Origin of the sequence: Acinetobacter sp. YH01008, from assembly GCF_013420435.1 — a bacterium.
GTDB classification, from domain to species: Bacteria; Pseudomonadota; Gammaproteobacteria; order Pseudomonadales; family Moraxellaceae; genus Acinetobacter; species Acinetobacter pseudolwoffii.
In genome coordinates, this window is the sequence record NZ_VOYD01000001.1 from 71,104 (window position 1) to 97,543 (window position 26,440).

General features: G+C 45.2%; 24 protein-coding genes. 18 read left to right on the forward strand and 6 right to left on the reverse strand.

The features are described from left to right. Positions 1-37: 37 nt before the first annotated feature. On the forward strand, positions 38-451 hold the full coding sequence (locus tag FTT75_RS00360; protein ID WP_005169598.1) for a TM2 domain-containing protein: 414 nt from the start codon (positions 38-40) through the stop codon (positions 449-451). 47 nt (positions 452-498) lie between these two features. On the opposite strand, the gene FTT75_RS00365 is transcribed toward FTT75_RS00360, so the two are convergent. The 5 genes from FTT75_RS00365 to FTT75_RS00380 all read right to left on the reverse strand — a co-directional run bounded on the left by FTT75_RS00365 (position 499) and on the right by FTT75_RS00380 (position 6,153). Then, positions 499-1,107, reverse strand: coding sequence for a DUF805 domain-containing protein (locus FTT75_RS00365; protein ID WP_005169600.1), 609 nt, complete (start codon positions 1,105-1,107; stop codon positions 499-501). 201 nt (positions 1,108-1,308) lie between these two features. Then, positions 1,309-2,592 (reverse strand): ribonucleotide-diphosphate reductase subunit beta, encoded by a 1,284-nt coding sequence (locus FTT75_RS00370; RefSeq protein WP_004645882.1) that lies wholly within the window; start codon positions 2,590-2,592, stop codon positions 1,309-1,311. Positions 2,593-2,732: 140 nt separating this feature from the next. Next, positions 2,733-2,861: a hypothetical protein gene (locus FTT75_RS15765; RefSeq protein ID WP_257230312.1), complete on the reverse strand. Its 129-nt coding sequence runs from the start codon at positions 2,859-2,861 to the stop codon at positions 2,733-2,735. A 29-nt stretch (positions 2,862-2,890) separates the two neighbouring features. Next, positions 2,891-3,208: a hypothetical protein gene (locus FTT75_RS00375; RefSeq protein ID WP_180185773.1), complete on the reverse strand. Its 318-nt coding sequence runs from the start codon at positions 3,206-3,208 to the stop codon at positions 2,891-2,893. A gap of 107 nt (positions 3,209-3,315) precedes the next feature. After that, on the reverse strand, positions 3,316-6,153 hold the full coding sequence (locus FTT75_RS00380; protein ID WP_180185774.1) for a ribonucleoside-diphosphate reductase subunit alpha: 2,838 nt from the start codon (positions 6,151-6,153) through the stop codon (positions 3,316-3,318). Positions 6,154-6,719: 566 nt separating this feature from the next. Here FTT75_RS00380 and bfmR point away from each other — a divergent pair. Together bfmR and bfmS are read left to right on the forward strand one after the other, a co-directional pair. Beyond that, the gene (gene bfmR, locus FTT75_RS00385; RefSeq protein WP_005097931.1) at positions 6,720-7,436 is read left to right on the forward strand and encodes a response regulator transcription factor BfmR; all 717 of its coding nucleotides are present in this window, start codon (positions 6,720-6,722) and stop codon (positions 7,434-7,436) included. 42 nt (positions 7,437-7,478) lie between these two features. Beyond that, entirely contained in the window at positions 7,479-9,146 is a 1,668-nt protein-coding gene (gene bfmS / locus FTT75_RS00390) for a sensor histidine kinase BfmS (RefSeq protein WP_005097929.1), read from the forward strand. 70 nt (positions 9,147-9,216) lie between these two features. Here the strand turns inward: bfmS and FTT75_RS00395 are convergent, their stop codons facing one another. Beyond that, positions 9,217-9,573, reverse strand: a complete 357-nt coding sequence (locus FTT75_RS00395) for a hypothetical protein (protein ID WP_100329152.1) — start codon at positions 9,571-9,573, stop codon at positions 9,217-9,219. A gap of 572 nt (positions 9,574-10,145) precedes the next feature. On the opposite strand from FTT75_RS00395, the gene ndhC reads away from it, so the two are divergent. From ndhC to FTT75_RS00470, 15 genes are all read left to right on the forward strand, one after another. After that, positions 10,146-10,691 (forward strand): NADH-quinone oxidoreductase subunit A, encoded by a 546-nt coding sequence (gene ndhC, locus FTT75_RS00400; RefSeq protein WP_005097926.1) that lies wholly within the window; start codon positions 10,146-10,148, stop codon positions 10,689-10,691. Positions 10,692-10,697: 6 nt separating this feature from the next. Further along, the gene (locus FTT75_RS00405) at positions 10,698-11,378 is read left to right on the forward strand and encodes an NADH-quinone oxidoreductase subunit B family protein (protein ID WP_005097925.1); all 681 of its coding nucleotides are present in this window, start codon (positions 10,698-10,700) and stop codon (positions 11,376-11,378) included. Positions 11,379-11,468: 90 nt separating this feature from the next. After that, complete coding sequence (gene nuoC / locus FTT75_RS00410; RefSeq protein WP_005097924.1) at positions 11,469-13,256, forward strand: NADH-quinone oxidoreductase subunit C/D; 1,788 nt, start codon at positions 11,469-11,471, stop codon at positions 13,254-13,256. Positions 13,257-13,270: 14 nt separating this feature from the next. Then, positions 13,271-13,780, forward strand: coding sequence for an NADH-quinone oxidoreductase subunit NuoE (gene nuoE, locus FTT75_RS00415; protein ID WP_100358017.1), 510 nt, complete (start codon positions 13,271-13,273; stop codon positions 13,778-13,780). Continuing rightward, entirely contained in the window at positions 13,777-15,108 is a 1,332-nt protein-coding gene (gene nuoF / locus FTT75_RS00420) for an NADH-quinone oxidoreductase subunit NuoF (RefSeq protein ID WP_005097923.1), read from the forward strand. Before nuoE ends, nuoF begins: the two co-directional genes overlap by 4 nt. 11 nt (positions 15,109-15,119) lie before the next feature. Further along, positions 15,120-17,798, forward strand: coding sequence for an NADH-quinone oxidoreductase subunit NuoG (gene nuoG / locus FTT75_RS00425; RefSeq protein WP_159516143.1), 2,679 nt, complete (start codon positions 15,120-15,122; stop codon positions 17,796-17,798). Positions 17,799-17,801: 3 nt separating this feature from the next. Next, complete coding sequence (gene nuoH / locus FTT75_RS00430; RefSeq protein WP_005097920.1) at positions 17,802-18,809, forward strand: NADH-quinone oxidoreductase subunit NuoH; 1,008 nt, start codon at positions 17,802-17,804, stop codon at positions 18,807-18,809. A 16-nt stretch (positions 18,810-18,825) separates the two neighbouring features. Next, the gene (gene nuoI, locus FTT75_RS00435; protein WP_005097919.1) at positions 18,826-19,368 is read left to right on the forward strand and encodes an NADH-quinone oxidoreductase subunit NuoI; all 543 of its coding nucleotides are present in this window, start codon (positions 18,826-18,828) and stop codon (positions 19,366-19,368) included. Further along, positions 19,368-19,886, forward strand: coding sequence for an NADH-quinone oxidoreductase subunit J (gene nuoJ, locus FTT75_RS00440; RefSeq protein ID WP_171063341.1), 519 nt, complete (start codon positions 19,368-19,370; stop codon positions 19,884-19,886). Before nuoI ends, nuoJ begins: the two co-directional genes overlap by 1 nt. Continuing rightward, on the forward strand, positions 19,886-20,194 hold the full coding sequence (gene nuoK, locus FTT75_RS00445) for an NADH-quinone oxidoreductase subunit NuoK (RefSeq protein ID WP_004280769.1): 309 nt from the start codon (positions 19,886-19,888) through the stop codon (positions 20,192-20,194). The genes nuoJ and nuoK overlap by 1 nt, the downstream gene beginning before the upstream one ends. Then, the gene (gene nuoL / locus FTT75_RS00450; RefSeq protein WP_005097915.1) at positions 20,191-22,086 is read left to right on the forward strand and encodes an NADH-quinone oxidoreductase subunit L; all 1,896 of its coding nucleotides are present in this window, start codon (positions 20,191-20,193) and stop codon (positions 22,084-22,086) included. Before nuoK ends, nuoL begins: the two co-directional genes overlap by 4 nt. A gap of 1 nt (position 22,087) precedes the next feature. Beyond that, complete coding sequence (nuoM, locus tag FTT75_RS00455) at positions 22,088-23,701, forward strand: NADH-quinone oxidoreductase subunit M (protein WP_100329150.1); 1,614 nt, start codon at positions 22,088-22,090, stop codon at positions 23,699-23,701. 3 nt (positions 23,702-23,704) lie between these two features. Beyond that, positions 23,705-25,249, forward strand: coding sequence for an NADH-quinone oxidoreductase subunit NuoN (gene nuoN / locus FTT75_RS00460; protein WP_074383461.1), 1,545 nt, complete (start codon positions 23,705-23,707; stop codon positions 25,247-25,249). Between the two features lie 123 nt (positions 25,250-25,372). Next, entirely contained in the window at positions 25,373-26,008 is a 636-nt protein-coding gene (gene upp / locus FTT75_RS00465) for a uracil phosphoribosyltransferase (RefSeq protein ID WP_004280765.1), read from the forward strand. Positions 26,009-26,092: 84 nt separating this feature from the next. Beyond that, entirely contained in the window at positions 26,093-26,386 is a 294-nt protein-coding gene (locus tag FTT75_RS00470; protein ID WP_004732065.1) for a cold shock domain-containing protein, read from the forward strand. Positions 26,387-26,440 lie beyond the last annotated feature (54 nt).

Here is a 26,440-nt window from a genome sequence, read left to right on the forward strand (position 1 = left end):
AATTTAACATGTAAATAACACGTAAAAAGAGATAATAATGCAAGGATCTATTTTAGATTATTCAGTGCAGCATAATACCGGTATTATTAGTGGGGATGATCAGAATCGTTATCAATTTACTGGTAGTGAATGGAGAGGCCAAGCGCTACCAGCACGTGGACAACGTGTAGATTTTGAGGTGTTAGGGCAGGGACAAGCCAAAGACGTTTATTTAGTATCGGCTCCTAATCCCTTTACCAATCAAGTCGGGCAAAAAAATCGAATTGTTGCGGCATTGCTCGCATTTTTCTTGGGTGGATTTGGTATACATAAGTTTTATCTAGGTCGTATCGGTTGGGGAATTGTCTATCTAATTTTCTTCTGGACATTTATTCCGGCAATCATTGCATTTATTGAGTTTATTATGTACCTATGTACTTCCGATGAAGATTTTGCACGAAAGTATGGTTAAGTTTTCATTGAGAGAAAGGGCGATATCGCCCTTTCTTTTTGGTCAAGTTATTTGGCAGGCTGCCCCCATTCATTGGTTTCTTGTTTGGTCTCTGTTGCTAGCCAGATAATTAATAAAATACTGCCAATAAGCGGGATAAGTGCAATTAAAAGCCACCAACCGGATTTATTAATATCATGTAAACGACGTATCGTTACTGCTAAGCCTGGAATAAATAACGCTAAAACTACTAAGGCATAAAGTACAAACTCAGTTCCAATGACTGCATCAATAATTTGAGCAATAATTAATAAAATAAATTGGACTAAGGTAAAAAACCAGAATTCTTTACGACGAGCACGCCCTATAAACGTCGCATAATTTTTTAAACACTTTACAAACCAATCAATCATATTGAATTGTTCTTCAGCTTTATTCTGATCAGAAATTTTGTCTAATTGCTTGGAAATATTTTGTACAGGATTGCTGTGACCTAATGCTGTAAAAATTTGAATGGCATTCCCTGTAGGATCGATATCGAAATCCACTTGATCTCCACGAGCAGGCGGGTGCTGTCCACGCCATTCTGCACCGGTGAAATTGTACCGATTTTGGTCGTCGCCACTAATCACACCAGCATTATGCTGCACTGAATAATCTAAAATAACCCCTTTCATTTTCACCCTCTTTCTTTGTGTTTAAATTTATAAATTGTTTTTAAATTCATGTGGATAATATCATAATAGTATATTTAGGCACTTATTTTTTATAATATTTTTAATGTAGATGGTCGGTTTTTTTATGCATTGAATAGGCTATATTTCATATAAAAAATCCCGCTACTGGGGCGGGATTTCACTAAACTTTTTCTTTTTGACTTACCAGCTTAAAGCACCGCCGGTCTGATAATCCGTAACACGCGTCTCAAAGAAATTCTTCTCTTTACGCAAGTCCATCATCTCCGACATCCACTGGAACGGGTTATTCACACCAGCGAACTGTTCAGGCAAACCCAACTGCGCTAGACGACGGTTGGCAATAAACTTCAGATATTCTTCCATCATGCCCGCATTCATACCCAATACACCACGTGGCATCGTGTCACGTGCATATTCGATTTCCAGCATTGTGCCTTCAAGAATCATCTGAATGATTTCTTCCTGGAACTCGGTTGTCCATAGACCCGGGTTTTCGATCTTGATCTGGTTAATCATATCAATACCGAAGTTCAGGTGCATGGATTCATCACGCAAAATGTACTGGAATTGCTCGGCAACACCATTCATCTTGTTACGACGGCCCATCGACAGGATCTGGCTGAAACCGCAGTAGAAGAAAATCCCTTCAAGTACACAGTAGAACGCGATCAGGTTGCGCAGCAGGATCTGGTCATTTTCAGGTGTGCCGGTTTTAAAAGTAGGATCACTTAAAGACTGGGTATATTTCAGACCCCACGCTGCTTTACGTGCCACTGACGGAACTTCGCGGTACATGTTGAAGACTTCGCCTTCATCCATACCGAGCGATTCGATACAATACTGGTAAGCATGTGTATGAATCGCTTCTTCAAATGCCTGACGCAAGATGTATTGACGGCATTCAGGGTTGGTAATGTGACGGTAAATCGCCAATACCAAGTTGTTTGCAACCAGTGAATCGGCAGTCGAGAAGAAACCGAGTGAACGCATGACAATGGTACGTTCATCTTCAGTCAGGCCGTTTTCAGATTTCCAAAGTGCGATGTCATGGTTCATGTTGACTTCTTGCGGCATCCAGTGGTTGGCACAACCGTCTAGATATTTTTGCCAAGCCCATTCGTATTTGAATGGTACCAGCTGGTTCAAGTCGGCACGACAGTTGATCATCGCCTTGTCATCAACCTGTACACGCTGCGCACCCATTTCAAGCTCTTCCAGACCTGGAGCAACATCAAGTTGTTCTAGGGAAGCAGATGCTCTTGCCAGCGAATCGGTTGGATTTGATCCTCGGTTTTGAGTGGCTCTAAGGGGTTGTGCAGCTGCCACATCCGGCGATGCGTTGCCTGCATCAGATACCATCTGTGAATTAGTCGCTTTTTGCGGCTCGACGGGCGCAGGCTGCTGTTCAGGAGCAGCCGGTTTTTGCGAATCATCTTCGAAATCGTCCCAACTTAGGATAGACATATCAATTCTCTCTACGTTGCTTTATATCTTTTATGAGACATTCAGCTTGGCTGAGATGTCTTACTATACGCTCAATTTGTTTAAGCAAAATTAAGTTTTGTCGATGAGTGTTGTGAATTTAGACACAAGCACAATCCCCACTACTTATTTTGCTTACGCTGCTGGCGAACTTTGAACCAGAAATAAGCAATCGGTGCGTAAAAGGTAATACCAAAGGAAATCAGCAATGCCGCAAGTCCTAACATGTAGTTGTGGGTCATATGGGGCATTGATGTTTCCTTTTTTAATAAATGGCTTCTTAGTAAAAGAAGCCATTTGGTAAAGCATGAAAACTGAATTGATAACTTATTAATTGATAAACAATGGGGGTTAACATAAACCACCAAAATTTGGTTATCAATCTAGAAGCAAATTCAAACAGCTTTTGCCTAGTTTGCTGTGTAGGGAATACTATGTTTCCCAATACAGCTAAAAATCTATCGAAACCACTGAGAAGTCTTAGGAATTGAGTCCAATATAGAGAAACTGTTTCAAACTTCTCCATGCGACTTTTGTGATCCCTTTTTTCCTGTTTGGTTAGCTTAAGCTTTTTACCAAAGACATCTTTCTTCTTCATAAATCCTCTTTCAAGAAAATCTATGCTACATGTAGCCCATGTTTTGAAGATTTATCAGTTAGGGCTACAGAGGTAGCCTTTATTCTGATGTAGATACCTTTAGTTAATTACTGACAAGCCTCACAATCAGGATTGTCAATTGAACATGCCATTGGCACTGGCGCTGCTTGCGCAAAACCTTCTTCCTCTGCAGGAGCTTCAGGTTTTTTCGCTTCAACCACCGGAGCGGTTGCTGCAACAGGTGCTGCAGTTGCAGTCGCTTTAACCGCATTTAGTGCGCCAGTGTTAATGGTCGATTTCTCAGCAGAAGTCGCACCCAATGCACGTAGGTAATAAGTCGTCTTAAGACCACGTAACCAAGCCATCTTGTAAGTGATGTCCAGTTTTTTACCATTTGCACCAGCGATGTAAAGGTTCAGAGACTGAGCCTGATCAATCCATTTTTGACGGCGTGATGCAGCATCTACGATCCAACGTGTATCTACTTCAAATGCAGTCGCGAAGATGGCTTTAAGCTCTTCAGGAATACGGGAAATCTTCTGTACAGAGCCTTCGAAATGTTTCAGGTCGTTGACCATTACTGCATCCCAAAGGTCACGTTCTTTCAACGCACGTACCAGGTACGGGTTAATCACGGTGAACTCGCCAGACAGATTCGATTTCACATACAAGTTCTGGAAAGTAGGCTCAATCGATTGAGACACGCCACAAATGTTAGAAATCGTTGCAGTTGGCGCAATCGCCATCACGTTTGAGTTACGCATACCGTCTTTTTGAACTTTGGCACGTAAAGTGTCCCAATCCAAACGTTGAGTGCGGTCAACTTCGAACATACGTTCAGGACGTGTTTTTGCAACCAGATCCAGTGAGTCGATTGGTAAAATACCTTGATCCCACAATGAACCTTTAAATGTCTCATAGGTACCACGTTCAACAGCCAAATCACTTGAAGTTGAAATCGCGTAGTACGAAATCACTTCCATTGATTCATCAGCAAACTCAACAGCAGCATCAGAACCATACGCCAGGTTCATTTCGTATAAAGCATCCTGGAAGCCCATGATACCCATACCGACTGGACGATGTTTCAGGTTTGAATTACGTGCTTGTGGAACAGCGTAGTAGTTGATGTCAATCACGTTATCGAGCATACGCACAGCAGTTTTTACTGTACGTGCCAGTTTTTCGCGATCCAGTACACCGCCTTGCACGTGTTGAACCAGGTTGATCGAACCTAAGTTACATACCGCGATTTCTTCTTTGCTGGTGTTCAACGTAATTTCGGTACACAGGTTAGAAGAGTGCACTACACCAACGTGTTGCTGTGGTGAACGTAAGTTACATACGTCTTTGAAGGTGATCCACGGGTGACCAGTTTCAAATAACATCGACAGCATTTTGCGCCACAAATCTTTTGCACGGATTTTCTTGTGCAGCATGTTTGTTTCTTTGGCAATACCTTCGTAGTAAGCATAACGCTCAGCGAATTCTGCACCGGTCAAATCATGTAGATCTGGGGTTTCAGAAGGTGTGAACAATGTCCATTCCGCATCTTCGAATACACGTTGCATGAACAGGTCAGGAACCCAGTTCGCTGTGTTCATGTCGTGGGTACGACGACGGTCATCACCGGTGTTTTTACGAAGTTCCAGGAATTCTTCAATGTCCAGGTGCCAGGTTTCAAGATATGCACAAACTGCACCTTTACGCTTGCCACCTTGGTTGACCGCAACAGCCGTATCGTTCGCGACTTTCAGGAACGGAACTACACCTTGCGACTTACCATTGGTGCCTTTGATGTAAGAGTTTAAAGCACGCACTGGTGTCCAGTCGTTACCCAAACCGCCTGCCCATTTAGACAGCATGGCGTTATCACGCATTGCGCCATAAATATCATACAGGTCATCATCAATGGTGGTTAAGTAGCAGCTCGACAATTGTGGACGAAGCGTACCTGAGTTAAACAGGGTAGGCGTCGATGCCATATAGTCGAAGCTAGACAACAAGTTATAGAACTCGATGGCACGTTCTTCACGGTTTTCTTCATTGAGCGACAAGCCCATAGAAACACGCATAAAGAACAATTGCGGCAATTCGAAACGTACGCCATCGGAATGGATGAAGTAGCGGTCAAATAAAGTCTGTAGACCTAGGTAGGTAAACTGGTTTGAGCGTTCTGGTTGAATCGCCGCTGCCAGTTTCGCCAGATCAAAGTTAAGCAGTTCTGGTGAAATAAGCTCAAGCTCAATCCCTTTTTTCAGGAAAGTTTCAAGTGCTTCACCTTCATGCGTATCCGTAGGCAGACCCAGGAATTTCAAACCAGTCGCCACCAGATCATCACGCAACAAACGTGCAGTCACATAGGTGTAGTTCGGCTCTTGCTCGATCCGGGTACGGGTGGCCATCATCATGGTGGTGGAGATGTCAGATTCTTTTACACCGTTGTACAGGTTTTTCACGGTCTCATCGACAATGGCTTGTACATCAATTCCTTCAAGGCCTTCTGCTGCTTTAGTAACATGCGCAGTTAAAGCACTTAAATCAAGTGGCTTAAGTTGGCCTTCAGCATCGGTAATTTGCAGGGTCGGGTGATGGTGTGCACCTAACTGTTTACGTGCTTCAGAACGTTGTTCACGGTAAATGACATAAGAGCGTGCAACTTTCTGTTCGCCCGTACGCATTAGCGCAAGTTCAACTTGGTCTTGAATTTCTTCGATATGAATCGTTCCGCCAGAAGGTAAACGGCGTTTAAAGGTATTCAGTACCATTTCCGTCAGTTGCTCGATACGATCATGGATCCGGCTCGAGTCAGCGCTTTGCTGGCCTTCAACCGCCAAAAACGCTTTACCAATTGCGACAGAAATTTTTTCTGCATCAAAAGCGGCAACATCACCGGTGCGTTTAATCACCTGAAGTTGACCAGGAGTTGAAGTGATTACGCTCATGTTAGCATAGCTCCATTGTCATCTATTTTTATGTTTATGGACCGTTTGAACTGGGCAAGTTTCATGCACAGTGTTTGAGGAATAAACACAAGACCTAGTGGTTTTAAAATTAATTGAACACAAGATACGGGAAAATTTAGGGTAGATCAATATTGACATTTAGCTAAATATTTTTCTTAAGTTTTGCTTTAATCCTTGTAAAAATATCGCTATTTTTATTGATTTTTGTATAAGCCTTATCAGGCAAGGCATAGCATAACAAAGTCCCGAGAAAGTGCTTATAGATAACATTGTGGATAACTAAAAAGTGCTGAATCAAGCAGTCATATTTTGTTCATGTAATAGTTGTGTAAATCACAAATCAGATCTAAATCACTGTTTCAAGCATAGTTGCCCAAAAAATGCACGATAAAATATTACAAAATGCTATCTTGATGTATCAGTTTGGTGAACGCTATCTTGTTTACAATGTAAACGTGTGTATATTGCAAGCATATTAAAAACGTATCTATTGGATTTCAAAAGGATACGCCTATAGCGTAGATCCACCAAATAAGGGGCAATACATGAGCCAAGAAGAAAAGTTACCCAAGATTTTAATTGTTGAAGATGATGAGCGTCTTGCTCGTTTAACGCAAGAATACCTCATTCGTAATGGACTTGAGGTTGGGGTGGAGCCGGATGGTAACCGTGCCATTCGCCGGATTATCGCTGAGCAGCCAGATATGGTGGTGCTGGATGTGATGTTACCAGGAGCGGATGGTTTGACCATTTGTCGTGAAGTGCGCCCGCATTATCATCAACCGATCTTGATGTTGACTGCGCGTACTGAGGACATGGATCAGGTCTTGGGTCTGGAAATGGGTGCCGATGACTATGTCGCTAAACCGGTACAACCACGTGTATTGCTGGCACGTATTCGTGCATTACTGCGTCGTACGGACAAGGTGCCTGAAGATGAAGTGGCACAGCGTATCGAATTTGATGATCTGGTCATCGACAATGGTGGTCGTTCAGTTACTTTAAATGGTGATCTGGTTGATTTTACCAGTGCGGAATATGACCTGTTGTGGTTGCTTGCATCAAATGCTGGCCGTATTCTTTCCCGCGAAGATATTTTCGAGCGTTTACGTGGCATCGAATATGATGGTCAGGATCGTTCAATCGATGTGCGTATTTCGCGTATCCGTCCAAAAATTGGTGACGATCCAGAGAATCCGAAGCGTATTAAAACCGTGCGTAGTAAAGGTTATCTATTCGTTAAAGAAACTAATGGTATTTAAGCAAATGTACGTTGTTGCTTGAACGAGCGGGATAAACTATAGGTGTTTAAACACAGTATATTTTTGCGTATATACGCAGGACTCGTCATCCTTGTCGTGTTGGTGGCTGTGTTCGGCTATCTGTTGGTACAGATTATCAACTATCAGCGTGCGCAAGAATATCGTGAGTCTCTGACTGATGGTATGGCCTATATCATCAGTGAGGGTGTCGCGCGCCAGCCAAATCTTCAGCAAAAGATGGATTGGGTTTCCGATGCTTCTGATTTGCTGGAATTGCCAATTCACTATGTAGAAGCCAGTAAGGTGGATATCACCCGTGCTGAAGGTCGCCGTATTGCAGATCGTAAAGCCGTGGTGCGCTGGGATGCCAAAACCGGCATTGCCTATATTGTGGTGGGGCTGCGCGATGACCCGAATCATTACCTGTATATAAAGGCCGACAGTATTACCGAGCGCCAGATGAAGGCGCTGCCGGTCTTTATTCTGGATTATCTGGTCTATTATCCGGGTCAGGAAAAAGAATATCTGTCCGCTATTCAGGATCATTTTTCTTATCCGGTATCGATTGAAAACGTACAGAGCTTACCTTTAGATTCCGAGCAGATCGGGCGCTTGCGTCTTGATCACAGTATTATCCTGTATCGGGATAGTGCCTCAATCCGTGGCACCACCATTTCAATTATTTCGCCAATTCCAGGTTCGACCTCACAAGTCTTGGTGATGGGGCCGGTGCCATTGTTTAACTGGATGCCATTCCAGTTGGCCACCGGTATTACTTTATTGAGCCTGTTTGTGCTAAGTCTGGGGGTGTATGGTTTGCTGGTGCCGATGCAGCGCAAGTTGCGTGAAGTCAGCTATGCCTTAAACAAAATGAAAACCGGTAATATGTCATTGCGTCTTCCTGTAGAAGGAAGTGACGAAATGGCAACGCTGGCCTCTAGCTTTAACAATATGTCTGATCATATTCAGCGACTGATTGAAGCCCAGCGTGAATTGATGCGTGCGGTGTCGCATGAACTTCGTACACCAGTGGCGCGGATTCGTTTTGGTGTGGAAATGATGGCAGATGAAGATGATTACGATTATCGTCTGCAACAGGTCGAACAGATTGATAAAGATATTGAGGCGCTGAATACCCTGATTGACGAGATCATGACCTATGCCAAGCTAGAACAGGGCATGCCTTCGATCGAGTTTGAAAAGGTCAATTTGTTTGAAGTGCTGAATCAGGTAGCTCTGGAAACTGAAGCATTAAAAACCCAGAAAATCATTGAGCTACATTCAATGCCTGATGTGGTGGTTGAGGCAGAGCGCCGTTATCTGCATCGCGTAATTCAGAATCTGGTCGGCAATGCGGTGCGTTATTGCGACAATAAGGTGCTGATCAGTGGTGGTCTGGATCAGGATGGTCAGGCTTATGTCTCTGTTGAAGATGATGGCCCGGGAATTCCGGAAGTGGATCGTGCCCGGGTCTTTGAAGCCTTTGCCCGACTGGATGACAGCCGTACCCGTGCTTCGGGTGGTTATGGTTTGGGTTTATCCATTGTTAGCCGGATTGCGTACTGGTTTGGTGGCAAGATTCATGTGGATCAAAGTCCGAGCTTGGGGGGTGCGCGCTTTATCATGAGCTGGCCTGCACAGCGTTATGTAAAGAAGAGCAAGCGCAAGTTGGCAGAAAAGACTGAGGAAATCAGTGATCATTCAGCTTGATGTTATATAAATGCTTTTGAGTTATAAAAAAACGATGCCTGAGCATCGTTTTTTTTATTGGGGAAGAATTTTATTCCTGAATGGTGGCATCCGGCTCAATCAATGGTTTGCCTTCTTTTAGGCCATGCAGGGCTTCAGGATTGAAGTCGATCATTAGCTTGGTATTTTTTCCATCAATGCTATAGCGCTGGATCAGCCTCTGATCACCAGATAAAGTTTCGACTTTGTATTCATCGGCAATATTCATGATGCCATCCAGATTAATGCTGGAAGAGGCATGATCCTCTTGAAACAGTGCATGGATATCGCGCAAGTCAAAAGCGACCTGACTTATATTGGGGTGTTTCTGAACATAATCTTGGATATGTCGCACCAGTAACTGGGCAAATAAAAAATAATTTGGCTTATGCGAGAAGCGTAGAGACATGCAAGGACTCCTTATTGTTACTTTATTAATGTCATTATGTGGCTTAGAAATACAAATAACATATTCTGAATCAGTCTGTTGGGTGTGTTGCAAAAAGATACAATTGCTTGCCTTGAGTGAGGCTGGGCTTAAAGTGCTTTAATCCAAGTTAAAATGTGAAAATCATGTTAAATATCAAATTAAATCAAAAGCTTTATCCGCTGAAAGTTATGGATAGAATAAGTTTTTGTCTGATTTTTCTTTGCTTTGGTCGTGAAAGGGGCTATATCTAAGCCAGAGGCCAAGCAAGAATGATCTGAAATGGATTTATTTTTCAGGAATACTGTTTATAGAAAAATTAATAGAAAATTAAAACTTAATCCAATAAAACGATTAAATCGGATGTTGAGAGATCAAACGCAAATTAAATGCTGAAATACCTAAAAAATCATCCCAAAGACTAAGGCTTATAAACTAGCAAGTGAAATCCAAAATCAGGTACAATTGGCGGGATTAATTTTGTGTTTGGTGTATTTGAAGGCCAATACATACATTCTTTGTTAACAAATAGGCCTGCCAGGAGTTATCCCCGCATGAGTGCTATTACTCCATACGAATGGGCAATTATTGCCTTCGTGATCGGCGTTACATTTTTATGCGTCTTTATGCTGACCGTCCCATTACTCCTCGGGGGTAAATCATGGGGCCGTGCCAAGCAGGAGCAGTTTGAGTCAGGTGTTGTTGGTGCAGGTGGGGCTCGTATCCGCTTGTCTGCAAAGTTCTATTTAGTTGCAATTTTCTTCGTGGTGTTTGATTTAGAAGCACTTTATCTATATGCATGGGCGGTTTCTGTTCGTGAAGTAGGTTGGATTGGTTTTGCAACTGCAGCTATCTTTATTTTAGTTTTACTTGTTGGTTTGGTTTACGAATTATCCACAGGCGCACTCAACTGGGCACCTTCAGACAAACGTAAAGCCGCAGGAATTAAAGCTAAGATTGGTTCGCCAAATATGGATCTAGCAGAAATTACGCGCTTTAACTCAATTGAAGAATTGGTAATCGACCCTACAGGTCAAATCCCAGCTCAATCCTCTGGTCGTGTGAAAAGCTCACCGGCTAAATCATCTGATAAGGAGTAAGACGGGATGAAATATACATTAACCCGTGCGAATCCGGATGCTGATCAATATCCACTTCAAGAGCGTATCCTTGTAGAAGATCCGTTACTTGAAGAAGAAGTGAATAAGAATGTATTCATGACTCGTTTAGAGGATGTGGTACATACAGCAGTCAACTGGGGTCGTAAAAACTCAGTTTGGCCGTTTAACTTTGGTACATCATGCTGCTATGTAGAGTATGCGACGACCTTAACCGGTGTGCATGACTTGTCACGTTTTGGTGCCGAGGTGATTCGTGCTTCACCGCGTCAGGCGGATTTAATGATTGTGGCGGGTACCTGCTTTGTGAAAATGGCGCCTGTCATTCAACGTTTGTATGAACAGATGCTTGAACCGAAATGGGTCATTTCAATGGGTGCATGTGCCAACTCAGGTGGGATGTACGACATTTATTCAGTGGTACAAGGTGTGGATAAAATCATCCCGGTCGATGTTTATGTTCCCGGCTGCCCACCACGTCCTGAAGCTTTGATTCAGGCATTAATGCTGTTGCAAGACCAGATTCAACTCGAGCGTCGTCCGCTTTCTGCGGTGATCGGTGATGATCTTAAGCCAGTGTATAAGCCAAAGATGATGCCGGAACGTGACCGTAAGAAAGATCAGCGTGTTGCTGTGAAGAACTTGCGCTCTATGGATGAAATTAAATAATTTAAACGACTGGTCTTTTTTGCTGCACCCGCTATGGGTGTAATTGTCGTTTAGGTTGACTGAATTTGTATTAAATAGGAAGCCAAGCCAATGGCTGAAACTGACATTGCTATGCCAGAATCAACACCAGTTGATTCACGCCCAGCATTTGCCATCATTGAAGAACTCAAAACCAAATTTGGTGAGAACTTCTATGTGCAAACGACTTTCGAGGATTTCCCGACAGTCTGGGTTGAGCGCGCACGTGTACAAGAAGTTTTAATGTTCTTGCGTACAGTATCACGTCCTTACGTGATGTTGTTCGACTTGTCTGCGGTAGATGAGCGTCTGCGTACGCACCGCGACGGTTTACCTGCGTCTGACTTCACAGTGTTCTACCACTTGTTGTCGCTCGAGCGTAATACTGACATTCGTATTAAGGTTGCCTTAGCTGAAAGTGATCTGAATCTTCCGACGGCAACCAACATCTGGCCAAATGCCAACTGGTACGAACGTGAAGCTTACGATATGTTTGGGATCAATTTCGAAGGGCATCCAATGCTCCGTCGTATCTTGTTGCCAACCTATTGGGAAGGTCATCCGCTACGTAAAGAATATTCTGCACGTGCGACTGAATATACCCCGTATTTGCAAGACAAGGCCAAGCAGGACTACGAACAGGAACATCTGCGTTTCGTGCCTGAAGATTGGGGTATGAAGCGCGGTAATGCCGATGAAGACTTCATGTTCCTGAACTTGGGGCCTAACCATCCATCTGCGCACGGTGCATTCCGTGTGATTTTGCAGCTGGACGGCGAAGAAGTGAAAGACTGTGTGCCTGATATCGGTTATCACCACCGTGGTGTGGAAAAGATGGCTGAACGTCAAACCTGGCATTCATTCATTCCGTATACAGACCGTGTCGACTACTTGGGTGGTTGTGCACAAAACATGCCTTATGTGATGGGCGTGGAGCAAATGGCGGGCATTACTGTACCGGACCGTGCGCAATGTATCCGTGTGATGATGTCGGAATTGTTCCGTATCAATAACCACTTGTTGTTTATTGGTACTGCAATTCAGGATGCCGGCGGTATGACCCCAGTATTCTATATGTTCGCTGACCGTCAAAAGATTTATGACGCGATTGAAGCGATCACGGGTTACCGTATGCACCCAGCTTGGTTCCGTATTGGCGGTACTGCGCACGACCTTCCAAACAACTGGCAGCACCTCATTCGCGAAATCCTCGACTGGATGCCGAAGCGTATGAATGAATACTACACAGCTGCATTACGCAACTCTGTATTCATGGGTCGTACCCAAGGTGTAGCGCAATATGACGCTAAATCTGCATTGGCTTGGGGTGTAACCGGTACTGGTCTTCGTGCAACAGGTATTGACTTTGACGTTCGTAAATATCGTCCGTATAGCGGCTACGAAAATTACGATTTCGAGGTTCCTTTAGAGTACGAAGGCGATGCTTATGCACGTGTCATGGTTCACTTCCGTGAAATCGAAGAATCACTGAAAATCGTCAAGCAATGTCTAGACAACATGCCGTCTGGTGCGTACAAAGCAGACCATCCACTGGCTGTTCCACCACCAAAAGACAAGACATTACAAGATATTGAAACCTTGATTACGCACTTCTTAAGCGTATCTTGGGGTCCTGTAATGCCGGCGGGTGAAGCATCTGTGATGGCGGAAGTGGTGAAAGGTGCGTCGAACTACTACTTGACTTCAGACAAGTCAACCATGAGTTACCGTACCCGTATTCGTACACCAACCTTCACGCATTTACAGCAAATGCCTTCTGTGATTAACGGCAGCCTCATGTCTGACTTAATCATTTATTTAGCGACCATTGACGTCGTAATGGCTGACGTGGATCGCTAAGGGGTAAACGCATTATGATGATTTTGACTGATAAAAAGCCACGTGTGAACGTTGAAGGAATTTTGACTGCGGACGAAATTCACGATATCGAACATCACATGGGGCACTATCCATACCCACGTGCGGCGTGTCTGGACGCGCTAAAGTGTGTACAACGCCGTAATGGCTGGGTAGATGATGCGCAAATGAATGCCATCGCGCAAATGCTGAACATGAGCGTTGCAGATCTGGAAGGTGTGGCAACCTTCTATAACCGTATTTACCGTCAGCCAGTCGGGCGTCACGTAATTTTGTTATGTGATTCGATTGCGTGCTTCTTGATGGGTGCGGAAACTTTGGCAGAAGCATTCCAGCGCGAATTAGGCATTCAGTTTGGTCAAACGACTGCAGATGGTCGCTTTACCTTGCTGCCAATTTGCTGCCTGGGCAACTGTGACAAAGGCCCAACCTTAATGATTGATGAAGACACGCACGGTCTGGTTGAAGTGACTTCGGTGAAACAGCTGTTGGAGAAGTATGTATGAATACTGAACCAAAACCAATTTATGGCGACGGTAACCCGGAAACGCATCCACTCACATGGCGTTTAAGCAAACAAGCGAACGTACGTAATGCAGATGATTACGAAGCGCTCGAAGGTTATGCAGGCTTTAAAAAAGCCCTGTCGATGTCGCCTAAAGATGTATTGGACGTGGTGAAAGCGGCGACTGTTAAAGGTCGTGGTGGTGCAGGCTTCCCGGCAGGCATCAAATGGTCACTAATGGCGCCAAATGACAATTCAGGTCCACGTTACCTGATTTGTAATGCCGATGAGATGGAACCAGGTACCTTCAAAGACCGTTTGTTGATGGAAGATCTTCCACATCAACTGATCGAAGGGATGCTGATCGCGGGTTATACGCTTGAAGCAACCCATGGTTATATCTTTATCCGTGGCGAGTACATCGAAGCGGCTCAGTACTTAAATGAAGCGCTTGAGCAAGTTCGTGCCAAAGGTTACTTAGGGGATAACATCCTGGGTACCGGCTGGAACTTCGAGTTACACGTGCATACCGGTGCAGGTCGTTATATCTGTGGTGAAGAAACTGCATTGATTAACTCGCTTGAAGGCCGTCGTGCCAACCCGCGTACCAAACCGCCATTCCCGCAAGTTGCAGGTGCTTGGGGTCGTCCTACGATTGTCAACAACGTAGAGACCTACAACAACTTACCCGCCATCATGCTGCGTGGCCCTGAATGGTATATCGGCTTGTCTGCGGGCAAATCGAAAGATCCAGGTACGAAAATCTATGGTGCATCAGGTAAAGTGAAATTCCCGGGTCTATGGGAATTGCCTTTTGGTACGACTGCGCGTGAAGTGATTGAAGATCACGCGGGTGGTATGCGCGATGGTTTAACGCTGAAAGCATGGTTACCGGGTGGTGCATCAACGGACTTCCTGGCGGCCGAGCATATCGATCTTCCGATGGATGCGGAAAGCATCATGAAAGCAGGTTCTCGTTTGGGAACATGTCTGCTCATGGTGGTTGATGAAACCCAATGTATGGTTTCAGCAACACGTAACCTAGAAGAATTCTTTGCACGCGAATCATGTGGTTTCTGTACCCCTTGCCGTGATGGCTTGCCTTGGGCAGTGAAAGCGTTAAAAGCGCTGGAAAATGGCACAGGTAAACAGGAAGATATCGATCACTTACAAGAGTTAACGCGTAAGCTTTGGATCGGTAAAACTTTCTGTGCCCACGCACCGGGTGCAATGGAACCGCTCATGGGCGCACTCAAACATTTCCGTGGCGAATTTGAAGCGAAGGTGGTGAATGCCGCTGCTCAAGTTAGCTCCGTAGAACAAGCTTAAGGAATTCGACTATGGCTACAATTCATGTCGATGGCAAATCGTATGAAGTCAACGGCTCGGAAAACTTGCTACAAGCATGTTTGAGTCTTGGCATTGATATCCCATACTTTTGTTGGCATCCGTCCTTAGGTTCTGTCGGTTCTTGCCGTCAATGTGCCGTGACTCAATACGCGAATCCGGAAGATACCCGTGGTCGTTTGGTCATGTCATGTATGACGCCTGCATCTGACAATACCTACATTTCGATTGAAGACAAAGAAGCAAAAGATTTCCGTGCTTCGATTGTTGAATTCTTGATGACCAACCACCCGCACGACTGTCCGGTCTGTGAAGAGGGTGGTCACTGTCATTTACAAGATATGACCGTAATGACGCAGCATGACCGTCGTCGCTACCGTTTCACCAAACGTACCCATTACAACCAAGAGCTTGGCTCATTCATTTCTCACGAAATGAACCGTTGTATCGCCTGTTACCGTTGTGTGCGTTATTACAAAGACTATGCAGGTGGTACGGACTTCGGCGTGTATGCCAACGCATCACGTGTGTATTTCGGTCGTCCGGAATCAGGCACTTTAGAATCTGAATTCTCGGGTAACCTGACTGAAGTTTGTCCAACAGGTGTATTTACCGATAAAACTCATTCGGCACGTTATAACCGTAAATGGGACATGCAATATGCGCCAAGCGTATGCCAAGGCTGTTCTTCAGGTTGTAACATCTCTCCGGGTGAGCGTTATGGTGAACTTCGCCGTGTCGAAAACCGTTTCAATGGTGAAGTTAACCAATACTTCCTATGCGATAAAGGCCGTTTCGGTACAGGTTATGTGAACCGCGAAGACCGTCCGCGTCAGCCACAATTCCGTAAAGGTGCGACTGTAGAAACTGTTTCAGTAGATGCAGCACTTGATACGGTCATTGCAAATATCCAGGACAAAAAAGTTTTGGGGATTGGTTCACCGCGTGCATCACTTGAATCAAACTTCGCGCTGCGTGAGTTGGTGGGTCAAGAGAACTTCTCAACAGGTTTATCTCAAAAAGAGCAAAATCTGGTTGAACTTGCAGCTTCAATCATGCAAACCGAGGGTGTTTACAACCCGAATATGCGTGAAATTGAAAGCTATGATGCAGTTCTGATCTTAGGTGAAGATTTAACCCAAACTGCGCCTCGTATGGCTTTATCTGTTCGCCAAGCTGCGAAAAATAAAGGCAAAGAGATGGCAGCGGAACGTCGTACCCAGGAATGGCTGGCTGAGCCGGTACAACGTATTGCTCAAGATGCGAAATCTCCGATTTACATCCTGGCTGCGACACAAACCCGTTTGTCTGACGTAGCGGAAGGCGAAGTGGTTGCTTCTCCAAACGACATCGCGCGTTTAGGTTTTGCTGTTGCTGCGGGCGTGAAGGGTGAAGCAATTCTCGGTTTAGATGACGATGCGAAAGCATTTGCACAAACGATTGCCGACACCTTAAAAGCTGCGAAAAAACCATTGATCATCTCGGGTACCAGCTTACAAGATGCATCAATCATGGAAGCTGCTGCACAAGTTGCACAAAATCTGGGTAATGCAGGCTTGACCTTGACAGTTCCTGAAGTGAACTCGATGGGTATGGCAATCTTCGGTGGTCAAAGCTTAGAGCAAGCCTTTGCACAAGATTATGATGCAGTGATCGTGGTTGAAAACGATCTGTATCGTCGTCTACCTGCTGCACAAGTGGATGCTGCACTTTCAGGCAAAGACGTGATTGTTTTAGATCACTCTGAAACTGAAACAGTGAAAAAAGCCGACATCGTGCTTTCTGCTGCAAGCTTTGCTGAAGGTGATGGTACGGTGGTATCGCAAGAAGGCCGTGCACAACGTTTCTACCAAGTGTATGACCCGAGCTACTACAATCCTGAATTGGCAATCAAAGAATCTTGGCGCTGGTTACACGCTCTGGAAACAGGCGTGAAAGGCAAAGCGATTTCTTGGACGTTGCTGGATGATGTGATCGAGTCAGTTGCGAAAAATGTACCTGCTTTAGACGGTATTTTGGATGTAGCACCAGATGCGGGCTTCCGTGTCCATGGTCTTAAAGTAGCACGTGAACCACGTCGTTACTCAGGTCGTACTTCGATGCGCGCGCCATTGTCTGTCCATGAGCCAAAACAGCCAGTGGACAAAGACTCTGCATTAACCTTCTCGATGGAAGGTTATGTCGGAACTCAAACACCTTCAGCACTGGTACCATTTGCATGGTCTGCCGGCTGGAACTCGCCGCAAGCCTGGAACAAATTCCAGGACAATGTCGGTGGTCATTTGAAAGGTGGTGATTCAGGCGTTCGTTTATTCGACCGTTTGGCAAAACTTCCGGCACGTACCTTTGTTGCACCGGCACCTGTTTTGGTTAATGCTGAAAGCTTCCGCCTAGTTCCAATGCACCATATTTTTGGTTCAGGTGAATTCACCGTAAAAACACCAGCAATGGAAACACGTATTCCTGAAGCGGTATTTGCAGTGGGTGAGCAGGATGCAGCACGCTTAAATGTTCAAGATGGTCAGACAATCACGGTGAAAGCAGGTGAGACGTCAATCGTTCTTCCAGTTCAAGTGATTGAATATTTACCGACAGGTTATATTGGCTACCCAATCGGTCTGGCACCGACGGTATCTCTTGCAGAGCCTGTTTCAGTCGCGGTAGGAGTGTAATTCATGGAACAAGAATTAATCCGTCAAACGCCGCTGTGGGCTGAAAACTGGCCAATTGCCTATTCAGTCATTCAAGCGATTGTGATCTTGCTGGTTGTAGTACTGATCGCTGCGTTGATGTCTTTTATTGAACGTCGTTTACTCGGCTTGTGGCAAGACCGTTACGGTCCGAACCGTGTCGGTCCGGGCGGTATGTTCCAGATTGTTGCCGACATGCTGAAAATCATGTTCAAGGAAGACTGGACACCAAAATTTGCTGACAAACTGACTTTCCGTATGGCGCCAGCAGTTGCGATGGCAACTGCTGTGCTGTCGTTCATGGTTATTCCTGTTTCACCTTATCTAGGTGTGGCAGACATGAGCATCGGCCTGTTGTTCTTTATGGCAATGGCAGGTATTGCAGTCTATGCAGTACTGTTCGGTGGCTGGTCATCCAACAACAAATACGCCTTACTCGGTGGTTTACGTTCTGCGGCTCAGACCATTTCTTATGAAGTGTTCCTGGGGATCTCGCTGATGGGTGTGGTGGCAATTGCCGGCTCATTCAACATGCGTGAAATCGTTGAAGCACAACGTGATGTCTGGTTCGTGGTGCCTCAGTTCCTTGGCTTCCTGATCTTCGTGGTTGCGGGTGTTGCGGTGACGCATCGTCATCCATTTGACCAACCAGAAGCAGAACAAGAACTGGCTGAAGGTTATCATGTCGAATACGGCGGCATGAAGTGGGGGATGTTCTTCGTTGCGGAATACGTCAACGTAGTACTGATCTCTGCTTTAATCGTGACGTTATTCTTCGGTGGCTGGCTCGCGCCATTCAACCTTGAAATTCCGTTCCTTCCAGCAGCATTCTGGTTCATTATCAAAACAGCATTCTTTGTAATGATGTTCGTGTTGGCACGTGGTTCATTAATGCGTCCACGTTATGACCAGGTAATGAACTTTGGTTGGAAAATTTGCTTGCCATTAGCTCTAGTCAACCTGTTGGTGACTGGTGCCGTGATCTTGTGGTAAGGGCAGGGAGAACAAAATGTTTAAATTTCTAGCTGGATTTGGATCGATTGTTCGTTCGCTTTGGATGGTGTTTAGCCATGTAACGCGTAAACGTGACACGATTTTATATCCAGAAGTGCCGGCCGAAGAAATCGTGCCACCACGTTTCCGTGGTCGTATTGTATTAACGCGTGACCCTGATGGCGAAGAGCGTTGTGTTGCATGTAACCTGTGTGCGGTTGCCTGTCCGGTAGGCTGTATCTCATTACAAAAAGCAGAACGTGAAGATGGTCGCTGGTATCCGGAGTTTTTCCGTATCAACTTCTCACGTTGTATTTTCTGCGGTATGTGTGAAGAAGCCTGTCCAACCACAGCCATTCAAATGACCCCGGATTTCGAACTCGGTGAATATGTTCGTCAAGACCTGGTCTATGAAAAAGAACACTTGCTGATTTCTGGTCCTGGTAAATATCCTGACTATAACTTCTACCGTGTCACCGGTATGGCAGTTGCAGGCAAGGACAAAGGTCAAGCACAGCGTGAAAGTGCACCTGTTGATGTACGGAGTCTATTACCATGATGTGGCCATTTTATTTAATGGCCCTTGTGGCCATTGTCTCTACGGTTCGCGTGGTGACTAACGCGAATCCGGTACATGCTTTATTAAGCCTGATCGTATCCTTGCTTGCTGTTGCAGGCATGTTCATGATCGTTGGTGCGCCGTTCGCGGCTGCCCTCGAAATTATTGTCTATGCTGGCGCGATCATGGTGTTGTTCGTGTTCGTGGTGATGATGCTGAATCTGGGTGAACAAACCGTTGAACAAGAACGTAAATGGTTAACTTCATCGGCTTGGGCTTATCCGGCGCTGATGAGCTTCCTGATCGGTCTGGTACTGGTATGGGTATTAAACTCTGATTACGCACAGCCTTCACTGGTAATGGGTGTGGAAATGGTGGGCCCGAAAGCCGTGGGTCAAGCACTCTTTACGCAGTACTTGTTGTTGGTTGAAGTTGCCGCGATGTTATTGCTTGCTGCATTAGTAGCTGCATTCCATTTGGGTAAACGTGAGCCAGATGCAGAAGAGGAAAAAGAATAATGGGCAACATCCCTTTAGAGCATGGTTTGATCGTTGCATCTATTCTCTTTGCACTGGGTTTTTACGGTGTAATGGTGCGACGCAACCTACTATTTATTTTAATGAGCCTTGAAATCATGATGAACGCTGCTGCTTTGGCGTTCGTCCTGGCGGGCAGTGCATGGGCACAGCCAGATGGTCAGATCATGTTTATCCTGATCCTGACGCTTGCTGCGGCAGAGGCTTGTATTGGTCTTGCGATCGTCCTTCAGTTCTATCATCGCTTCCATCACCTGGATGTGGATGCTGCTAGTGAGATGCGCGGATGAGTTATTTATATCTAACAATTTTATTTCCGCTCATTGGTTTTGTCCTGTTAGCGGCGGGGCGCAACAAGCTTCCTGAAAATGTTGCAGCGATAATTGGTGTCGGTGCTGTTGGTTTATCGGCACTGTTTGCACTGATTGCAGGTCTGGACTTTGTTAACAATGGTAAAGAACTCTATGTTCAGCACCTGTGGACCTGGTTCAATGTCGGTGGTTTTGCACCGGGCATCAGCTTGCAGCTCGACGGTTTGTCTTTACTAATGCTGGGCATGGTGACAGGTGTGGGTTTCTTAATTCACATCTTTGCATCATGGTACATGCGCGGTGAAGAAGACTTTGCACGTTTCTTCTCTTACTTCAACCTGTTCGTTGCAAGCATGTTGCTTCTCGTGCTTGGCGATAACTTGGCGTTATTGTTCTTAGGTTGGGAAGGTGTAGGTCTGTGTTCATACCTGCTGATTGGTTATTACTACCAGAACCCTGCAAATGGTCTGGCGGCAATCAAGGCGTTTACTGTTACCCGTATCGGTGACGTATTCCTGCTGATTGCCATGTTCCTGATCTTCCAGCAATTCGGTACTTTGAACATTCAGTACATCGTTGAAAATGCAGCGACTGTAATGACGCAAAGTTCTTCGCTGACCATCTGGACAGCATTGTTATTGTTCTTGGGTGCGGCAGGTAAATCTGCACAGATCCCATTACAAACATGGTTGGCCGATGCAATGGCAGGTCCAACACCTGTTTCTGCATTGATCCATGCTGCAACCATGGTAACGGCGGGTGTTTACCTGTGCTGCCGTCTGTTTGCAGTCTTTGAACTTGCGCCAGAAGTGATGGTGTTTATTTCGATCACAGGTGCGGTGACCTTGCTTGTAGCTGGTTTTGCTGCATTGGTTCAGACCGACATTAAACGTATTCTGGCTTACTCAACCATGAGTCAGCTCGGTTATATGTTTATGGCAGTAGGTGCTGAAGCATACCAGGCGGGTCTATTCCACATGCTGACTCACGCATTCTTCAAGGCACTCTTGTTCTTGTCGTCTGGTGCGGTGATTTTGGCTTACCATCACGAACAAAACATCTTCAAGATGGGCGGTTTGTTCTACAAGAACAAATTCCTGTTTGCATGTTTCGCGATTGGTGGCGGTGCCTTGGCAGCGATTCCATTCCTGACCATTGGTTTCTTCTCAAAAGACGCAATTCTTGCTGCAGTCTGGACGCAAAGTCATATTGCTGGTTTACCAGTGTATAACACGCTGTACTGGGTCGGTGTTGCAGGTGCTTTCTTAACCTCGATTTATACATTCCGTCTAATCTGGGTGGTATTCTTCGGCAAAGAAAACACGCCTTATCATGAAATCAAAGGTGCAACTTACTGGGCGCCACTGGCGATTCTTGCTGTCCTTTCGACAGGTCTGGCAATCGTACTGAAAGCACCCGTGATGAGCATTCTAGATGCAGCCCAAATTCCAGCCTTCATTATTCCTGAAGCGCTTGAAGCAGGTGCACATGGTGCTGAATACATCGCCATTGCTGTTGCATTGACGGGTCTTGTGGTCGGTGTGGTGCTGTTCGCTTTTGCTTACAATGCAGTCAAACGTTTTGCTGCCACTTCTGTGGGTGCGGGTCTGGTCAATATCTGCCGTAATGCATTAGGTTTCGACAAGCTTTATGACCTGATTTTCGTCAAGCCATATTTGCTGTTCGCTAAATTGTTCGGTCGTGATCCAATTGATGGCTTATGGCTAGTACTTCCTGCACTGGTCAAAAGTGGTCACAGCTTTACAAGTTCACGTCAAACCGGTTCACTGCGTGAATATGCATCTAGTATGGGGCTCGGTGTCGTTGTCCTACTGATGATCTTGATCGTGATTCAGGTCGTGGGGAAATAAAATGGAAGCTCCAAACAATATTATTTTGCCGGCTCTGATCCTCATTCCGTTCATTGCAGGTTTCATATGCTGGTTGGTCGATAAACTCGACCAACACTTGCCGCGTTATATCGCGCTAATCGGTATGCTGGTGACTTTGGTTTTGACCATCGTCCTTTGGCAGACTGGTACCTATAACTATGAATTAGGCGCTGCGACACCTTCGTGGGCTGCCGAATTCAAACTGCCTTGGATTCAGACCCTTGGCATTAACATTCACTTAGCCGTGGATGGTTTATCACTTCTTATGGTTGGTTTGACTGCACTCCTGGGTGTGCTGGCAGTCGGCTGTTCATGGGGTGAGATTCAAAAGAACGTTGGTTTCTTCCACTTGAACCTTTTATGGTCTTTGGGTGGTGTGATCGGTGTATTCCTGGCGATTGACCTGTTCCTGTTCTTCTTCTTCTGGGAGATGATGCTGGTGCCGATCTACTTCCTGATTGCCCTTTGGGGTCATAAAGGGGCAGAAGGCAAGTCACGTGTTTATGCAGCAAACAAGTTCTTCATTTACACGCAGGTTGCCGGTTTGGTGATGCTGATTGGTATCCTGGGTCTGGTGACTGTAGGCTATACCATGACTGGCGAAATCCGTTTCGACTACAACTATTTATTAGGTGTGGCGAATACGCTTGACGCTCAGGTTCCAGCGCTTGCTTATGCATTCATGATCTGTTTATTCATCGGTTTTGCGGTAAAACTTCCAGTTTTCCCATTACACGGCTGGTTACCAGATGCGCATGCGCAAGCACCAACCGCGGGTTCTGTTGACCTTGCAGGTATCTTGATTAAAACTGCGGCGTACGGTTTATTGCGTTTCGTGATTCCGTTCTTCCCGGCAGCTTCGGCTCAGTTTGCAGATATCGCGATCATTCTGGGTTTAATCGGTATCTTCTACGGTGCCTGGTGTGCTTTCCAGCAAACCGACATGAAACGCTTACTGGCGTACACATCTATTTCCCACATGGGCTTTGTTTTACTTGCGATTTACGCAGGTAACATCCTGACCTTCCAGGGTCTGATGATCATGATGTTGGCACATGGTATTTCCTCTGCTGCACTGTTCATTATGTGTGGTCAGGTATATGAGCGTGTGCATACGCGTGACATGCGTTTGATGGGGGGGATGCGTGGTCAGTTCCCGTATCTTGCATTCTTCCTGATGTTCTTTGTTGCGGCGCTTGTCGGTATTCCAGGTCTGGGTAACTTCATTGGTGAGTTCCTGATCTTGATGGGTGCTTATGCACAATTCCCGGCGTTCACTATTCTTGCGGCAATCAGTCTGGTCTTTGCAGGTCTGTATGGTCTGATCCTGATTCACAAAGCCCTGTTTGGTGTGCCAAACGAAGCGCAAAAACAGCACTATACACATCCGTTAAAAGATCTGAATGCACGTGAAATCGCGTTATTGTTGATCTGCGCGTTTGGTCTACTTTGGCTTGGTCTATACCCACAAAGCTTCCTTGATGTGTCTAACTCAAGCATGGCGTGGTTAGCGAATAGCTACATTCCAGTTCAAGAAGTGGTTGAAGTTGCTGATCAGGTAACGACTCAACTTGAAAATGTGGAGATCCAATAAGCCATGAACTTCACAATGTCTTTTTCTGAGCTTATGCCGCTCGCACCTGTGATGATCGTGTCGTTAACTGCGATCGTCGTGATGTTGCTGACGGCAATCAAGCGTAACCATAATCTTGTTGCGACGACGACTGTTGTTGGTCTGAACTTAGCAGCGTTCTATATCATTTTCGTTCTGTTGGCAGGCACATTTGCACCTGCCAATGTGATGAATCTGTTCATCGTAGATCCATTTACGATGTTGTACCAGTTTGTGATTCTGATTGCTGCACTTGCCTGTAGTACCTTGTCACACGCGTATATCGAAACTTATAAAGATAATCGTGAAGAGCTGTATATCTTGATGTTGATATCCGTCGCGGGTGCAATGTTAATGGTGGCAAGCTCGCACTATGCATCATTCTTTATTAGCCTTGAGTTGATGTCGATTCCTGTATACGGCCTGTTGGCATATACACATCAACGTTCTCAATCGCTTGAAGCAGGTGTGAAATATCTGGTGCTTTCAGCAACTGCGTCTGCAATGCTGCTGATGGGTATGGCATATATTTATGCCTATACCGGTACTTTAAGTTTCGTTGCTGAACCGGGCAAACTGTTTACTGTATTCAGTCAGCCAGCTGTGATAATTGGTCTGGCCTTAATTGTATTTGCTGTGGCATTTAAATTATCGCTGGCACCATTCCACAAATGGACACCAGACGTCTACGCAGGTGCACCAGCACCAATCGCGACTTTCCTTGCGACTGTGGCAAAAGTGGCGATGATTGGTCTGTTTGTTCGTTATGTTTTGTCTTCAGGTTTGATCCTGGCAGACAGCTTCGTAACGATCATTTCGATTATTGCAGTATTGTCGATTCTTGCAGGTAACTTGCTGGCTGTTCGCCAAGTGAACCTGAAACGTATTCTGGCATACTCTTCAATTGCGCACTTTGGTTATTTGCTGGTTGCCATCGTCAGTTCACGTAATACCGATTTCTTACAGGTTCAAGGTTTTGCGACTTTTGAAAGTGTAAACGTGTATGTGATTACTTATGTATTAACCACGATTGGTGCTTTCGGTGTTGTGACGCTGATGTCGAGTCCGTATAACAATACGGATGAAGCGGGTAGTCTGGCTGAATACCGTGGTCTGTTCTGGCGCCGTCCAGTCCTGACTGCTGTATTAACCGTAATGATGCTGTCTCTTGCAGGTATTCCTTTAACTGCCGGCTTTATCGGTAAGTTCCTGGTGATTAAAACCGCAGTTGCAGGCGAAGCCTGGTTCCTGACTGCAATGGTTATTCTGGGTTCAGGTATTGGTTTGTATTACTACCTGCGCGTGATGGTCGTGCTGTACATGACACCACCTGAAACACCACGTCTAGATGCGGTGAATCATTGGGGTCAAAAAGTCGGCGGTATCATGGTATTACTTGCTGCACTTGCGGTACTTGTGATTGGTGTTTATCCAGATCCAGTGATTGCGATTTCTAAATATGCGTTCTTCGCAATATCACCTGAATTACAGCAATTCATTTTCACTTTGGTTCAAAGTGGTTTTAACTAATATCTGCGAAGATTGACGTTATTACAAAAAAGCCTCCATGATTGGGGGCTTTTTTATTTATACAAATCAATAAAAGCCTTTATAATAGCGGAAATTTATCTTTAACCTTTTAGGTGTTCTCCTGTGGCAATCCATGAAATCCGTCATCCGCTCATTCGACATAAGCTTGGTTTACTCCGTCGTGCAGATATCAGTACCAAGAATTTTCGTGAGTTAGCTCAAGAAGTGACCATGCTTCTAACTTATGAAGCAACCAAAGACCTGCCAATGGTTGAACATGATATTGATGGCTGGAATGGTGCTGTTACAGTTGACCGTATTGCGGGTAAAAAAATCACTGTTGTACCAATTCTACGTGCCGGTATTGGCATGCTTGACGGTTTCCTGAACCTGATTCCAAGTGCAAAAGTATCGGTACTTGGTTTAGAGCGTGATGAAGAAACTCTGGAAGCACGTACCTATTATAAAAAACTGGTTCCAGACGTACAAAACCGTATCGCGATGATCATTGATCCAATGTTGGCGACAGGTTCTTCTTTAGTGGCTGCAATTGATGTATTGAAAGCCAGCGGCTGTAAAGACATTCGTGTGATGGTTCTGGTTGCTGCACCAGAAGGCATTAAGCGTGTAGAAGCTACGCATCCGGATGTTGTGATTTTTACTGCTTCTATCGATAATGGCTTAAATGAAAATGGTTATATCGTTCCAGGTCTTGGCGATGCTGGCGATAAAATCTTTGGTTCAGTTCAAAAAGACTAATTTTTGAATATGATGAAAAAAGGGGCTACTACAGCCTCTTTTTTATATAATGTAGACAGGGCATTTTCAGGATAGGACAATAGCATGAAAGATGAATTGTATCAGGGCAAAATTAAACAGTATGACCCTGCCAAAGGTTTCGGTTTTATTGGCTGCGCTGAGGGAGATGTATTCTTCCATATTTCAGACTTCCCTGCGGCAGAAGGCGAGCCAAAACGCAATGAACGCGTGAAATTTAATGTTGTTGAAAATGGCGATAAGTATAAAGCGATTAAGATTGAACGTGTCGAAGACAACTCAAAGAAAGCTAAAAAAACCAAAGTGGCAACACACAATAAATCAATTACATCGGCATTGTTAAACAACTTCCGTGGTTAATGGATTATTCTCATACTTAATAGTGTTTGGTTACATTCTAAAAGAGGCTTTCAA